The organism is Moorella glycerini (genome assembly GCF_009735625.1).
GTDB classification, from domain to species: Bacteria; Bacillota; DSM-521; order Neomoorellales; family Neomoorellaceae; genus Neomoorella; species Neomoorella glycerini.
Genome location: NZ_CP046244.1, coordinates 2,194,679 through 2,209,947, shown reverse-complemented (window position 1 = coordinate 2,209,947; position 15,269 = coordinate 2,194,679). Strand labels below are relative to the sequence as shown.

10 protein-coding genes are annotated in these 15,269 nt (G+C 57.1%); 1 reads left to right on the top strand and 9 read right to left on the bottom strand.

Features of this window, described 5'->3' with window-relative positions; all coding sequences use genetic code 11:
• Positions 1-3 precede the first annotated feature (3 nt).
• The 8 genes from MGLY_RS10945 to MGLY_RS10910 form a co-directional block, all read right to left on the bottom strand.
• The gene (locus tag MGLY_RS10945) at positions 4-6,027 is read right to left on the bottom strand and encodes an IPT/TIG domain-containing protein (protein WP_156273795.1); all 6,024 of its coding nucleotides are present in this window, start codon (positions 6,025-6,027) and stop codon (positions 4-6) included.
• Between the two features lie 63 nt (positions 6,028-6,090).
• Positions 6,091-7,023, bottom strand: coding sequence for a flagellar hook-associated protein FlgL (gene flgL / locus MGLY_RS10940; protein WP_156273793.1), 933 nt, complete (start codon positions 7,021-7,023; stop codon positions 6,091-6,093).
• A 13-nt stretch (positions 7,024-7,036) separates the two neighbouring features.
• A complete protein-coding gene (flgK, locus tag MGLY_RS10935; protein ID WP_156273791.1) occupies positions 7,037-8,452 on the bottom strand; it encodes a flagellar hook-associated protein FlgK in 1,416 nt (471 codons plus the stop codon).
• A 113-nt stretch (positions 8,453-8,565) separates the two neighbouring features.
• A complete protein-coding gene (locus MGLY_RS10930) occupies positions 8,566-8,985 on the bottom strand; it encodes a flagellar protein FlgN (protein WP_156273789.1) in 420 nt (139 codons plus the stop codon).
• Positions 8,982-9,272 carry a flagellar biosynthesis anti-sigma factor FlgM gene (gene flgM / locus MGLY_RS10925; protein ID WP_156273787.1) on the bottom strand — a complete coding sequence of 97 codons (291 nt, stop codon included), beginning with the start codon at positions 9,270-9,272 and terminating at the stop codon, positions 8,982-8,984. Before flgM ends, MGLY_RS10930 begins: the two co-directional genes overlap by 4 nt.
• A 215-nt stretch (positions 9,273-9,487) precedes the next feature.
• Entirely contained in the window at positions 9,488-10,540 is a 1,053-nt protein-coding gene (locus tag MGLY_RS10920; RefSeq protein ID WP_156273785.1) for a protein-glutamate methylesterase/protein-glutamine glutaminase, read from the bottom strand.
• Positions 10,524-12,572 (bottom strand): chemotaxis protein CheA, encoded by a 2,049-nt coding sequence (locus MGLY_RS10915; RefSeq protein ID WP_156273783.1) that lies wholly within the window; start codon positions 12,570-12,572, stop codon positions 10,524-10,526. Before MGLY_RS10915 ends, MGLY_RS10920 begins: the two co-directional genes overlap by 17 nt.
• A complete protein-coding gene (locus MGLY_RS10910; protein ID WP_156273781.1) occupies positions 12,569-13,057 on the bottom strand; it encodes a chemotaxis protein CheW in 489 nt (162 codons plus the stop codon). The genes MGLY_RS10915 and MGLY_RS10910 overlap by 4 nt, the downstream gene beginning before the upstream one ends.
• 193 nt (positions 13,058-13,250) lie before the next feature.
• Between MGLY_RS10910 and MGLY_RS10905 the strand changes: the two genes are divergently transcribed.
• The gene (locus tag MGLY_RS10905) at positions 13,251-13,412 is read left to right on the top strand and encodes a DUF1540 domain-containing protein (RefSeq protein WP_156273779.1); all 162 of its coding nucleotides are present in this window, start codon (positions 13,251-13,253) and stop codon (positions 13,410-13,412) included.
• A 59-nt stretch (positions 13,413-13,471) separates the two neighbouring features.
• Here MGLY_RS10905 and MGLY_RS10900 read toward each other — a convergent pair whose 3' ends face one another.
• Positions 13,472-15,262 (bottom strand): methyl-accepting chemotaxis protein, encoded by a 1,791-nt coding sequence (locus MGLY_RS10900; RefSeq protein ID WP_156273777.1) that lies wholly within the window; start codon positions 15,260-15,262, stop codon positions 13,472-13,474.
• Positions 15,263-15,269: the final 7 nt, after the last annotated feature.

The window sequence follows — 15,269 nt, the reverse complement described above, 5'->3', positions numbered from 1 at the left end:
AAATTACTGTACCCCCATATCAACCAGGGCATATTTTCCTGGTAAACGCAGCTGGGCAACCTGGGGCGCATACAGGGTAGTCACTGGTTGCCATCTATTGCTATAGGGAGTAAAGAAATACATGACGGGTTTCCTGGCTGCTACTGGTAATGACGTAAAGGACAGGACGGTTTCCGCCGGGAAATAAAGCTGGGGATGGAGGCGGCGCCCCGTCCTCCCCTGGAGCTTGATGCTCCAGACGCGGGAGATAACCCGCGCCCCGCGGGGCAATTCTTTTAAAGCGGCTTCAGCCTCCGCCTGGCCCAGGTCTGCCAGGATAACCTCTACCCAGGCATCCCGCTCGTCAAAGCCGGCCAGGGTGCTCCGGTAGACATTGAGCAGGGCGGTACCTGGCAGGGCCACAGACACGTCACCGGTGCGGATATTTAAAGTGCCGCTGGCCTGCCTGGCCGTCCCGGCCGCCACCCGGATAACGTACTGTTTAATTTTATTATAATGGGAAGAGTTCAGGTCCAGCTGGTAGTCTCTGGTTAAAAGTCCCTCCTGGCTCAAAGTGGCTTCCACTGTACCGGCAACAGGTTTAATGACAACCTCCGTTTTGCTTACCTGGGCATTTTCGTTTTCATAGCCGTTCTCTTCCTCAGCTTCGGCATATTCTTCCCCGGTAAAAGCAGAATAGCCAAACTCATTGACTGCCCTCACCCGGAAGAAATATCCCGCTTCTTCCGGTAAGGCCTCGCTATAAAAGGTAGTTTCCTTGGTCTGGAGCAAAAACTCGTAGGGACCGCCGGGTGTTTTGCTGGACCAGATTTCGTAGTAATTGGCAAATTCCGCCGCACCCCATCTTAATTTTATTGTATGGTCGTTACTAACCGTAGCCATAAACCATGAAGGCGTCTCGGGTACACCCCGGGGCTTAAGGTAATGGAAACCCTGGGCCAGGGCACTCCAGCCACCGTCGGGGTTAACGACCCGCAACTCCTGCCACCCGGCGCTTCCGGGCGGGGTGGTGGCTTTAATCAGGGTATCGTCCACCCTTTCAAGGTTCTGGGCCGGTGTACCGCCGATCAGGACGGTTACCCCCCGGGCAAACTTGCTGCCGCTGATGCTGATGGCCGTCCCGCCGGTGGCCGGTCCTTCGTTGGGGTTAACAGAGCTAATAACCGGCGCTTCTACGTGATAATAGGTAAAGCCTTTAGCCAGGGTATAGGTACCCTCGTCGGGATTGACCACCGTTACATCGGCCGTTCCTTCGCTCCCGGGCGGCGTCAGCGCCGTAATGGTCTTGTAATCCACCCGGCGCACATCCCCGGCCGGGGCGCCGCCGACATACAGCTTTACCCCTTCGCGAAAGTCCAGGCCGGTCACGGTAATGGCCGTCCCGCCCACCTGGGGACCTCGATTGGGCTCCACCTTATTAATAACCGGCTGGCTTCCCGGTAGTTTGTAAGTATAAGCCGCCAGGAGGGTAGCCGTGCCGCCATCATAGTTGGTCACGGTGACGTCTTTGGGGCCTTCGCTGTGGGGCGGCATCTTCACCCGCAGGGTCTGCCCGTCAACCAGTTTTACCTCCAGGGCCGGCTGGCCGCCGATGAAAACTTCCGGGTCTTGGCGGAAGTCCTCGCCGGTGATGGTCACCCAGTTGCCGCCCAGGGTGCTGCCGCTGGCGGGTTCAATACCGGTAATGACCGGCTGGCTGTCGGGGAGTACATAGGTAAAGGCTTTTGGCCGCACTGCCCCGGCGCCATCACCGTTGATGACCTTAACATCTACTGCCCCCAGGCGACCCCCGGCAGCAGGTGGCAGGGCAATTTCAATCATGGTGCCGCCCTCGGTGACGCTGTAGACTGGCGCCGCCACGCTGCCAAAATAAACCTGCACCGGCGCTATAAAGTCGGCGCCGCGGATAACTACTTTAATGCCGCCTTCCCTTGGACCGCGCTCCGGCACGACGGCATCGATCCGGGGTACCGAACTCTGGTAGGTAAAGGCGCGGCTTAAAGTATAAGAACCAGCATCGGGATTGACTACCGTAACGTCCACCGTTCCCGCCGGCCCCGGCGGCGTGGTGGCAGTGATGGTCTGGTAATCAACCCGTACGGCATTGGCGGCTTCTACCCCGCCAAAGAAGATCTTAACGCCGTCCCGGAAATCTTCCCCGCTGATGGTCACCGTTGTCCCCCCCAGGACACTACCCACGTGGGGGTCGAGGCTTTTAATTACCGGTTCGCTTCCCGGCACGCGGTACTCAAAAACCCCGTAAGCCGTAGCAACGCCGCCGTCCTTATTTACCACCGTGACGTCTACCAGGCCGGCATCATGGGCCGGGGCGACGGCGGCAATGGCAGTGGGAGTGATATTTTTAACAATGGCCTCCACCCCGCCAAAGTAAACCTTTAGCTCCGGCCGGAAATCGCTGCCGGTAATGGTTACCGGGGTACCGCCCCTGGTAGTCCCTGTTCCGGGGCTGACGCTGGTAATAGCTGGCCGGCTGTCGGGCAGTTTGTAAGTAAACCCGCCGCGTAAGGTGGCGCTGCCCCCGTCGGGATTGACAACATTAACGTCTACCGGCCCTATCAGGTAGGTATCCCCGACTTTTGGTCCCTCAGGGGTATGGACATAGATAACCTTGCCACCAGAGGCTACCAGGGGACTAATCATGCGTGTTCCCAGCTCTTTAGGTACTATTTTGCCTTCATTATCGACATAAAGGAAGGCTTCGTTAGTCCCGACAAACACCCGCACGCCCGGCCAGAAATATTCCCCGCTGATGGTCAAGAGGGTCCCGCCCTGAGCTGGTCCATAAGAGGGGAAGACACCGGAAATCCTGGGCGCGGTCAAGGGCTGGCGGTATTCATAGGCATCTTCTTTGACAAAAATGCCGGTATCATAAACATTGACTACCGTAACATCGTATAAGCCGGGAGTGTTGGCCGGAGCGCTGACCCGGACTTGATTGGGAGTAACTTCCAATACCCTGGCTTCTTCCCAGCCGAAATAGACCTTTACATCCGGCTGGAAACCGCTACCTGTAAAGAGGACTTCGTTACCGCCCTGGGCAGGCCCAAAACTGGGTGTAACCTGGTCCACCCGGGGAGAGGTTAAGGGCTGGTAGTAGGTAAATATATCCCTGGCTATAAAACTGCCGCCATTCTCGCTTAGAGTAGCGTCGGTATTTACCACCGCAATGTCTACTTTTAAACCTTTTTGGGGATCGATGCCCCCCGCCGTCCATGCCGGGAGACGGGCTTTTGCCGTTTGCCGGTCAATAACCTGGATATCTGCCGCTGGAACCTGCTGGTACACACTACCGCTTACCGTACCATAAACTACTTCGGTAATGCTGCCGAAATACACCTGCATCGCGGGGTAAAAATCGGTACCGCGCAGGGTTACAATCGTACCCCCCGCGGCACTCCCCCGGTCAGGCGAGACACTGTTGATTACCGGGTGGCTGATGTAAGTAAATCCCTCCGGGAGAGTTACCTGGCCACCATCAGGATTGGTGACCGTTACATCCCGGGGTCCGGGCTGGCCGGGCGGGGTAATAGCGCGGATTGCGGTAGGACTTACCACCTCTACCTGGCTAGCCGTAGCCCCGCCAATGGTAACGGAGGCTTTAGCCTGGAACCTGTCGCCATAAATAGTAACAGGAGTACCCCCGGTAGTAGGCCCCAGCGAGGGATTTATTCCGGTAATTTCCGGTGTGCTGGGCGGCACATAATAGGTAAATGATTGGGGCAGGGTCGCGCTGCCAAAACGGTTGCGCACCACCACGTCCTTGGTACCGGCAGTAGCAATGGGCGTCTCTGCCGTGATGGTAGAACCGTCCTGGCTGACGTTAATGTTGGTGGCAGGTAAAAAACCCTCTTCCTGGGTGCCTATTTCTACTACAATATTAATATTGCCCAGCTCGTCCTTATCCTGGTTAAAATTAGCGCCGGTAATAGTAATGGGTGTGGGTCTATCCACCGGGCCCTTGTCAGGTGTTACGCTGACGATGGTCATGGTGTTGGCCACATAGGTAAAGGCATTGGGAAGCACCGCCGTGGCCAGATCCGGGTTGATAACGGTGACATCCCTGATGCCGGTATTGGCTGAAGGCGGGGTAACAGCCGTAATTTGCGTATCGCTAATTACCCGGACCTGAGTAGCCGGCAAATTGCCTATAAAGACCTGTACCGTTTCCCCTGCTTTTGGCGCCCGGAAATCGCTACCGGTAATAGTAATTAAGGTACCACCTGAGAGGGGCCCCCCGGCAGGCTCTACTTTAGTAATACTGGGGTGGCTTTCCGGTACCCTGTAAGTAAACCCCCCGGTTAAAATGGCCTTTTCAGTAATTAAATTTGAATCCTGCCATCGTTTTATTATTAAAATAACATCCTGGGTACCATAACCGGGGGGTGTAACGGCTTTATATGCTTTGTTACCGGGATCCCAGGTGAGATTTTTTACAGCATTACCGCCAATAGTGAGTTCAACGCTTTCAACAGTAGGATCACCAGGATTAATAAAATTGGCCCCATTAACCGTAATTGGCGTATTTCCTTCCATGGAACCCTGGTTGGGAGTGACGCTGGTTATCAACAGTACCCGTTCCGGCGCCAGGTAGGTAAACCCGTCGGGCTTAGTAAACTTTCCTCCATCAGGGTTCTCCACCGTAACATCTACGGGCCCGGTTACCGGGCTTGGGGGTGTAATAACTAAGAGTTCGGTAGTACTTTTTACCGTGACCTGCCCCGCATAGATATTACCAAACTTGACCTTCAGGGGGACATCAACGCCGGAGCGAAAATCGCTACCAATAATGGTAACCTCCGTACCCCCGTCTTTACTGCCCGCGTTAGGGTTGATGGTGGTAATAGCCGGGCTGCTCATTTCGGTTACATAGGTAAAACCCTGAAATACCCTGTAAGCCTTAGCTGTATCCGCCGTGTCATATACTACTACATCCACCGCACCCGGGGCACCGGCCGGGGTGCTCACTTTAATATATCCATAAGTCACCTCGGTTACTGTGGCCTCGATACCCCCGAAGGTAACGCCAACCTGCCCTGCCGGCGGGAAATTACTACCGGTAATGGTTACTGTGGTCCCGCCCAGGGGACTGCCGTAGTTGGGTGTAATGGAGTCGATAACCGGCGTGATAATAAATTCATACTTACTGTCATTAGTTACGGTGCTTGTCTGGCCATCGGGATTGGTAATGGTGACATCCTGAATTCCCACCGAACCGCGCGGCGTCACCACCACCAGTTCCGTAATGCCGTTGGCCTGTTTAATAGTAGCCGGACTACCGCCAAAACGGACCACGCCTGTAGAACTTAATTCCTGCCCCCTGATCGTCACTTCGGTACCGCCCATCCAGGTGCCCCTATTGGGAGAAACACTGGCGATGGCCGGCTGGCTCAAACGGTACGCAAATGTTTTTTCGTCGGTTGCCGGTAAAATTCCGGTGCCACCATCAGGATTGACCACTTTAACTGCTACTTTCCCCACCGACCCCGGTGGCGTCAGAGCAGTGATGGTTGTGCCGTCGGAAGAAACAGTTACTCCCGTAGCCAGGCCAGTACCGAGGTATAGGGTCAGGTTATTCTGAAAGCCGCCGCCCTTAACGGTAACTGCCTGGCCGCCAACGGTGCTGCCTGTCCGGCCTTCCGCTGTCGTTACTTCGGTTACTACCGGATCATAGCGAAAACCTGCCAGTTTGACATTCTCCTGGCCGTCCGGGTTAACAACTTTGACATCTACTGAACCGGAAATTGCGCTGGCAGGCGTCTTAACATCAAGCTTGCTTGAGCTGCGAAAAATTACTTCCGCCGCCGGGTTAGCGCCAAAATAAACATAAGCGCCAACGGCAAAATTAGAGCCGTTGACGGTAATCCAGGTACCGCCGGTCATTGGTCCACTGGCGGGAGAAATACTGGTTATCTGCGGCGCCGCGGCTGCCAGGGCCTGGCCGCAGGAAAAAAATATTGCTACCAGCGCCAGCAGCAATACTAATCTTCTTTTTAAATTAAACCTCATAACGATTGTCTCCCCTTCCCAGCGATTAGATCGCTAAAGGTGGGTCGTCTTTCACCAGGGACTTTAACGCAGATAATCAATCAAGCTCGGTTGCAGGACCATGGCGCCGGTGGCCAGGGAAGCGCGGTAAACATTTTCCTGGTTTTTATAATTCATGACGGTTTCGGCCAGGTCGATGTCTTCCAGCTTGGACATGGTTTTGGTAAGGCCGATCTGGGTATCGTCCAGGCGGGAGGTAGCCATCTCCAGGCGGTTGCTCCTGGCACCCAGGGTGGCACGGATATCGAGGATATGGTCGATGGCCTGATCGAACTGGCCCAGGGTATTTGATACTTGAGTATTGTTATGGTTCTTTAATGCCTCGTAGAGTTCATACAATAGCTTAAAAATACCTTTATCCGCGGTGTTATCGCCATTTGTATCAATGGCCTGATTGAAAACATACTTACCGTTTTCGTTGACGGTTATAGTCACTTGAGGCGCTACTTCCCAATCCAGCTTCTGGGTATCGCCATTATATTTCACAGGAAATTCAGGATCCGTATTATCCGTTATCCTTTCAAATGGCGCCTCAGGTGTATCAGTACCCGCAAAAAGAAAACGACCGCCATAAGAGGTATTACCTATCTGCACCATCTCGTCGATTAGCTGATCTACTTCCGCTGCCAGGGCTTCCATGGATTCATCGGGCATGGTGCCGTTGGCGCCGTAGACGGCCAGTTCGCGGGCGCGCTGCAGGGTGGCGGTGGCCATATCCAGGGCCCTTTCGGAGGCGTCCAGCCAGCCGCGGGCGTCTTCCATGTTCTTTTTATACTGGTCGTTGGCAGCGATGGAGGTTTTAAAGGCCAGGACACGGGCGACAACTATGGGGTCATCGGAGGGGCGGCTCACGGCCTTGCCGGAAGACATCTGTTCCTGGGTGCGGGACATGATCTCCAGGTTGCGGTTGATGTTGCGGATGACGTTGTTGTTGAGCATGCGATTGGTTACGCGCATTTATCTTCCCCTCCTAGCGGGTTACACCCATGCCATTGATGATTTTATCCAGCATGCTGTCCAGGGTGGTAATCATCCTGGCCGCGGCTTCATAAGCCCGCTGGTACTGCAGCATGCTGGCCATTTCCTCGTCCAGGGAGACGCCGGATATGGATTCTTTGCGGTTGGTAAGCTGGTCAACCAGGACGCCCTGGTTGGTGGTCATACGGACGGCCTCGTGGGCGTCGACGCCCAGTTTGGCGGTGAAGTTTTTGTAATAGTCGTCAAAGGTTGTGTTGGAAAGACCTGGTATCAACTCATGTTGGAGCTGGGCTATGGCCAGGGCGTTGCTGCCGTCGCCCGGCCCTCCACCACTGCTTGCAGCTGCTATTTTGGTAACATTAGTTTTAATGTTGGGGTTTACTTGAATATTACCTGCTGTAATTGGCCCCCCACCGTTAGCAACGAAAAAATTTTCTCCACCTGTTCCGGATAAATCATCTCCACTGGTATGTATATTATTAACAGCCGTTGCCAACTCGCCAGCCAAAGTATCTAAATTTGTTAAATAAGTATCTACTTCACTCTTGGCTTTTTGTAAACCAAACAACTCGCCATTAGAAATATTTAAAGCCGGTTGAGTGGCCTCTACCCAACTAACAGCTGAACCGGAAGATTGAAGTTCATGAATGGTACTGCCATCTATTCCTTCTACTAAGTTTCCACCACCACCTAATGTGATGGTAATGGTGCCATTACTAGATGTTGTAATAGTAAAATCAATTATCTTGCTCAACCTGTCCAGCAGCAAATCCCGCTGGTCCATGAGGTCGTTGGGCTGGTCACCGGCGGCGATAATATTTTTGATCTGGCCGTTTAAATCGGCAACCTGCTGGGCCAGGGAGTTTACTTCTTTGACCTTTAACTCTATTGTCTGGTCAATATCGTCCTTGATCTGGTTCAACTGGGCGGCGCTGTGCCGGAAGGCCTCCGCCAGGGCGTTAGCCGTTTCGACCACTGTGGTCCTTACGGGGGAACTTTCGGCGTACTTGGAGAGTTCCTGCCAGGAGGCCCAGAACTGGCTCAGCATAGTGTTAAAGCCGGTATCCGAGGGCTCGTTGAAGACGATCTCTACCTGCTTTAAAACATCCTGGACCTGTTCCCACTGGCCCAGGGAGCCGGTTTCCCGGCGAATCTGGCTGTCCAAAAACTCTTCCCGCAGGCGGCGGGTTTCCTGGCTGAAGACGCCGGTGCCAATCTGCCAGCCGGTGCCGCCGGGATGGTTCATGGATGGAACGGGATAGGCGGGCAAGGTGGCCAGGACCACCCGCTGGCGGGTATAGCCCTCGGTATTGGCGTTGGCAATATTGTGGGAAGTTGTGTAAATGCCCCGCTGCTGGGCCTGCATGCCGCGCAGGGCGGTATTGAAGCCGAAAAAGGTTCCCGGCACCCCTCTTCACCCCCTGCTAAAAGTTTTTGCCGTCACCTTGCCGGTCCTGTTATCGTTGGCTGGCCGCCAAACGTGAAATTACAACCGGTCCCTCTGCCACCGGTAAGCAACGGCTAGACCAGCCGGTCCATTATTCCGGGGCCTGAGCCTTCCGGTAGCAACAGGGAGAGCATCTTCTGCACGTAGGCCAGGGACTGGCGCGCCAGGAGGCGGTTGGTCTCGTTGATTTCCTGGAACTCCCGCACCGCCTGCCGGAGGGCGTCGCGGAGGCGATTTACCTCGTCGTCCTCACGGCTGTTTTGCCGGGAGGCAGGGGGGCCTGCCGCGCTTGTCTCCGGGCTTGCCTCCATCGCCTGCTGCCGCTCCTCTTCCAGGACGGCCAAACGGCGGGCGAGTTCCCCTTTCCGGCCGGTAGCCGCCCGGATGCCGGCCAGATCGTCGGTCATCAGGGCTTCCTGTTCCTGCCGGCCTACGGCCAGGAGTTCCCGTACCGCCGCCAGCTCATCCCGTAGAACGTCGGCCAGTTCCCTCACCGGCCCATCTCCTTCAAGATGGCGGCTGCCACCTCTTCCAGGGATATTTTATAAGTACCTGCGGCCAGGGCGGCGCGGATGGCCTCTACCCGGCCGGCGCGGGTGTCGTTTACTTCCTCCAGGCGGGCCTTTAATTCCCGGATGAGCTTGCTGCCGGCGGAAAGCTGGACGGTGTCGGCGCCGGCGAAAGCTTTATCCACCCCTCCCTGCCCTTTAACATCGGCAGGTTGCTGGTAGGCTGCGCGCACCCGGTTCCAGGATACCGGTCCCTGTCCTGTAATCTTCAAGCCCTTACACCCCTGCTAGATATTTTTTTGTCTCTAGTTTCTATATCGGCAAGTCGGCAGTGAACTTTACCCGGCCGGCAGCAGGCAAAGATCATGGATTTAAATCCAACTTAACAGCAAAGCCCTACCATCTCCGTACCCACTCCGTACCCACTCCCTTTTATGAACCATAGTTAAATAAAGTGTAATTTAACTGACGGTACAAGCATAAGAAATTAAGGGCGAGGAGCAACTAAGGATACAATAGCCCCGGCTATGGCCGGCAGGGGCAGGACCTGGTCGGCCAGGCCGGCTTCCACCGCTGCCCGGGGCATGCCGTAGACGATACAGGTCCCTTCATCCTGGGCCAGCACCAGGCCGCCCTGCTCCTTAATAGCCTTGAGGCCCCGGACGCCGTCGTTCCCCATGCCCGTGAGTATTACCCCCAGGCTCCTGGAGCCGTATATCCTGGCTACGGAGAGCATGAGCACGTCTACCGAGGGCTTAAAGAGAGTAGGCACTTCGGCCTCTGCGGCCAGCTGCACCTGGACGCCGCCCGCCTGCCTTTCCAGGAGCATTTGTTTACCGGCCGGGGCGATGAGGGCCAGGCCGGGCCGGATAATATCCCCCGCTGCCGCCTCCCTGATTTCCAGGGCGGCCAGTTCATTTAAGCGCCGGGCCAGGGGGCCGGTAAAACCCGGGGGCATGTGTTGTACAATTACTATCCCGGCCGGCAGGTCGCCGGGCAGGGCGGTCAGCACCTCCTGGAGGGCCGCCGGGCCTCCCGTGGAGGTGCCGAAGGCGACAACCTCTACCCGGCCCTGCCGGGGAGAAATAAAAGGTGCCGGGATAATTTCCCGGCAAGGTTTACCCCGGCAGAGACGCCCCACCTGTACCCTGGCCGCCGCCTTAATTTTTTCCGGCAGGATGCTGGCCAGTTCCTGTACGTCGCCGGGTTTTACCGGTTTCAGGACAAAATCTACGGCACCCAGCTCCAGGGCTTTAATGGTCACCTCAGCCCCGGCGGCCGTATGGGCGGAGAGCATGATGACGGCCACCGGATGGCTGGCCATGAGGCTTTTCAGTGTCGCCAGGCCGTCCATAACCGGCATTTCCAGGTCCAGGGTTACCACCTGCGGCTGCAGGGATGCCACTTTTTCCAGGGCTTCCTGGCCGTTACGGGCGTAACCCACCACCCGGATACCGGGATCGGCTTTTAAGATGTCCAGCAGCAGCCGCCGGCTAAAGGCGGAATCGTCGACGACCAGGACCTTAACTGGCCAGTTCACGGCTCGCCTCCACCCCCAGGTTATCCACCAGGCTGCGGACATCTAAGATGAGGGCCACACTGCCGTCGCCCATGATGGTGGCCCCGGCAATGCCCGGTATCTTGCCGATAAAATTCCCCAGGGATTTGATGACAATCTCCTGCTCGCCGATGAGGTTGTCGACAATAAAGCCGATCTGTTTTTCCGCCAGGCCGACTATAACTACGGCATAATTTTCTCCCGCCGGCACAGCCCTGGCCAGGCCCAGGGCCTGGCCCAGGTAAATGAGGGGCAGCACCCGGCCACGGACGACTACCACCTGCTGGCGGTGGACGCGTTGGACGTCGGCCGGGGTGATGGCGATAATTTCGACCACATTGGCCAGGGGGAAGGCATAAACCCGCCCGCCGACCTGGACCAGGAGGGAACGGTTGATGGCCAGGGTCAGGGGCAGCTTGATGGTGAAACACGTTCCCCTGCCGGGGGTGGTGCGGATGTCAATGGTGCCGTTGATCCTTTCAATATGGTTACGGACGATATCCATGCCCACGCCGCGGCCGGAAACATCGGTAACTTTCTCTGACGTCGAAAAGCCCGGCAGGAAGATGAGATCCAGGGCTTCCCGGGGACCCAGCCTGGCAGCCGCCTCCCGGCTGATCAGCCCTTTGGCCACCGCCCTGGCTTTTATCTTTTCCGGGTCCATGCCGGCGCCGTCGTCTTCTACGGTAATGACAATCTGGTTTTCCTGGTGGAAGGCCCGCAGGCGAACCGTGCCGTGACGGGGCTTGCCGGCCTTCAGCCTTGCTTCCGGCGCTTCAATACCGTGATCAATGGCGTTGCGCAGCAGGTGGATGAGGGGATCGCCGATTTCCTCGATAACCGTCCGGTCCAGCTCCGTTTCCCGGCCTTCAATAATAAAGTCGATCTCCTTGCCGGCCTTCCGGGCCAGGTCCCGGACCATGCGGGGGAAACGGTTGAAGACCTGGTCAATGGGGAACATGCGGGCCTTCATGATCTCTTCCTGGAGGTCGGAGGTAATGCGGCCAATGTGCAGGGAGACTTCCTCCAGGGTTTCCAGGAGTTCTTCGTTGCCCAGGCGGGCCTTCAACCCGTTGCCCACTTCGGCCAGGCGGGTGCGGTCAATGACCAGTTCGCCAACCAGGTTCATGAGGTTTTCCAGGCGCTGGACATCTACCCGGACTGTCTGGCTGACGCGTTGTTCCCCCGCCTTGCCATTAGCCCTGGCAGCAGGGACGCCGTTATCCTGGCCGGGGGCAGGGACTGCCGCTGCCGCCTCCTGGTCTTCCTCGAGGACAATGGGCCGCACCGTTACATCTTTGATTTCCGATATGGACTTGACGATATTGGCCAGGGTGTCGGCATCTTCCCGGCTGACAAAGGCCAGGGTAAAGGTATCATTAAATTTTTCGGCTTCCAGGTCCTGGGTGTGGGGGACGCTTTTGATGACCTCGCCGGCCTCCTTGAGGTTGTTGAAGACCAGGTAGGCCCGGGCCGACTTCATCTGGCAGCCTGCTTCGAGTTGCACCCGGATCTCATAGGCCTGGAAACCTTTCACTTGAGCCGCGCGGATGACATTCTGCTCAATGTCGTCGAGGGTGAGGGTTTCCCTGCCAGGTGCCTTGTCCCGGGAAGTGACTGCCGCCTGGCCGGCCAGGACGGCTTCCAGGCGGGTAACTATATCTCCCACCTCACCCTCATCCCCGTTGCCCGCAGCAATGCTGTCTTTTAGCGCTCGCAGCCTGTCCAGGCCAGCCAGGAGGATGTCAATGATCTCCCGGGAAACGGCGAGCTTCCCCTGGCGTAAGAGATCCAGGACGCTCTCCATGCGATGGGTAAGGGTGGCCAGACGGTTAAAGCCCATGGACGCAGAAGAACCCTTCAGGGTATGGGCCGCCCGGAAGATGGTGTTTAACAGGTCAAGATCATCGGGAGTTTGCTCCAGCTTGACAATGGCTTCATCCAGCTGCTGGAGCTGCTCCCCGGCTTCATCGAGGAAAATACCCAGGTACTGGGACATATCCAGCTCGCTCATCTGGTATCCACCCCGGCAGCTATTTCCTGCTGCAGCTGGCGCTGTTCGCTTTCCCTCAGCACCCGGTCCAGGTCCAGGAGGATAATCAGCCGCTCATTCCACTTGCCCACACCCTTAAGATAGGCCACATCAATGCCGCTGATTATAGGAGGCGGCGGCTCGATGCTGGCAGCCGGCAGGCGCAGGACTTCGGAAACGGAATCGACGATCATGCCCACCGTCACCTGGCCCAGCTCCACCACCATAATGCGGGTGTTATTCGTGAGCTCAGCCCGGGGCAGGTCAAAGCGTTTATGGAGGTCGATGACCGGGATGATGCGGCCGCGCAGGTTGATGACCCCTTCGATAAAGGCCGGGGTCCTGGGAATCTGGGTAATGCTCTGCATGCGGATGATTTCCTGAACGTGGTTAATATCAACGCCGTAAGTTTCACCGGCCAGCTGGAAGACTACCAGCTGAATTTCCGCTGCTGTTTCCGTGGCCATTAATATCCCACCCTTCTATTAACTCACAGGTAAATTCTGCATTGCAAGGCAAATTCCTCTGGGGGCAGGCATATTTTTATCCTCCGTTGGCCAGGCTAAAGTTACCGGGAATAAACCTGGCCTTTGCGACCTGGCGTTCAGGCCGTTTCCGGCCCTCCTGGTTATGAATTGATGAAGGGGTAGGGAATATAATATGACTCCTGAAGTCAAGTGCCGGGTGGCCAACTGCATCTACTGGCAGGATGGCGCTTGCCACGCCGACAGTATTACCGTAGCCGTCCAGGGGGCGCCGAATAACTCCAGCGCCCACAACGACCGCGATACCGAGTGCGAAACCTTCCAGGCCCGGGCATAGATTGGAAGTTAGAAGTGGAAGTTGGTAAACCGGCAGGTTGGAACGGCCCCGCTTAACTATTATAGCTTGAAACGGGCCACAGCCCTTTCGAGGTTGCCGGCGGCTGCCGCCAGCTGCTGGGCCGCCTGGTTGATCTGGTCTACTGCTGCCGTCTGCTCTTCCGTGGAGGCGGAAACCTGCTGGGTGCTGGCAGCCATCTCTTCAATACCGGCAGCTATACTTTCGACCCGGCCTTTGACCTGGCGGGAACCCTCATACATCTCTTCCGCCTTGCCGGCCACATTCTTGATCTTGCCGACCAGGGTCTGGATGGACTGGTCAATGGCGGCAAAGGCCATGCCCGTGCGGGTAACCACTTCCGTACCCTGGCGGACATCCCGGGAACCTTCGGCCATGCTGTTGACCACGCGCTCGGTCTCCCGCTGGATCTCCTGCACCAGGCCGACAATCTGCTTGGTGGCTTCGGCCGACTGCTCGGCCAGTTTCCGCACCTCGTCGGCCACGACGGCAAAGCCGCGTCCCTGTTCCCCGGCCCGGGCCGCTTCAATGGCCGCATTCAGGGCCAGGAGATTGGTCTGCTCGGCAATGCCGGAGATCACGCCTACAATCTGGCCAATCTGCTGGGAACGGGCTCCCAGCTCGCCCACCGCCTGGGCCAGGCTGTCCATGCGCTTGGAGATGGCCTCCATCTGGCGGGTAGCTTCGGCCACCGCCCGGGCACCTTCAGCGGCTTTAGCCGCAGCCTGGTCGGAGGCGGCCGCCATATCCTCGGTGTTGCGGTGGACTTCTTCCACCCTGGCCACCTGGGCGTCAGTCGCTGCCGCCGTCTCGCTGACCTGCTGGGCCTGGTCTTCGGCGCCTCTGGCCATTTCCTGGGTGGTGGCGGCCACCTGGCGGGCGGCATCCCCCAGTTCCTGGGACATGCGGGCCAGGTCCTGGCTGGCCGAGGCTACCTGGTTAGTCATATCCCGCACCTGGCCGATAACCTGGCGCAGGTTTTCTCCCATGGTGTTGAACGCGGCGGCCAGCTTGCCAACTTCATCTTTGGTGATAACATGAAGGGGTTCGGTGGTGAGATCACCGCCGGCGATCCGGGTAGCGTAGGCCGCCACCTGACCCAGGGACCTGCCGACCATCCGGCTGATAAACCACGCTACCAGCAGGCCCAGGAGCAGGGCCAGGAGCAAGCCGGTTACCAGCATTGCCTGGACCCGCTTGATGGCGGCCGTCAACTGGGTTTCGGCAAGGGCGTTCTTCTCGGTCATTCCTTTGGCCATGTGGTTGCCGATATTGTTGATATTATCCAGGGAAGCCCCCATCTGGAAGCTCAAAATGGGCAGGGCCGCCATGCGGTCTTCCCGGCTGGTGTTTACGATGCTGTTCTTGAAGGTATCAGTAAAACTCTTGGCAGCCTGGGTCATGGCCGCGAGATACCCGGCCACCTGGCTGTCGAGCTCTTGTTCTTCCAGCCGGGTCCGGGCATCATGGAAACGCTTCAGGGCATCGTCAAAGCCCAGGGCATGGGTCTGGGAACCGTTGATTATGTAATCGGTGGCCCGGCGGTAGGCATCCCAGACGGCATTGGTCATCTCGGTAAAGAGCATGTTCTGCTCATGGGCAAGGGTTACTTCCAGGGAAAGCCGGTCTACCTGCTGGAGTTCAAAATTGACATAAACTACCACGGCGACAAATATGGCGATGATAAGGATAAAGCCGGCTGTTAATTTAGTCCCCAGCCGCCAGCGGCTGAAAAAACCTGCCCGGGCCTTCCCCGGGCGGGGCACTCTGGCCGGCTCTTGATCTGCCGGTTGCCCTGCCCGGCCTTTTTTCTTGAATAAGTGCAAGCGCATAAAAGGA

Bases quoted from the DNA above. Each gene is read 5' to 3' on its own strand.
- MGLY_RS10945 (WP_156273795.1), bottom strand. From the start codon at position 6,027: ATGAGGTTTAATTTAAAAAGAAGATTAGTATTGCTGCTGGCGCTGGTA.
- flgL (WP_156273793.1), bottom strand. From the start codon at position 7,023: ATGCGCGTAACCAATCGCATGCTCAACAACAACGTCATCCGCAACATC.
- MGLY_RS10915 (WP_156273783.1), bottom strand. From the start codon at position 12,572: ATGAGCGAGCTGGATATGTCCCAGTACCTGGGTATTTTCCTCGATGAA.
- MGLY_RS10910 (WP_156273781.1), bottom strand. From the start codon at position 13,057: ATGGCCACGGAAACAGCAGCGGAAATTCAGCTGGTAGTCTTCCAGCTG.
- MGLY_RS10905 (WP_156273779.1), top strand. From the start codon at position 13,251: ATGACTCCTGAAGTCAAGTGCCGGGTGGCCAACTGCATCTACTGGCAG.
- MGLY_RS10900 (WP_156273777.1), bottom strand. From the start codon at position 15,262: ATGCGCTTGCACTTATTCAAGAAAAAAGGCCGGGCAGGGCAACCGGCA.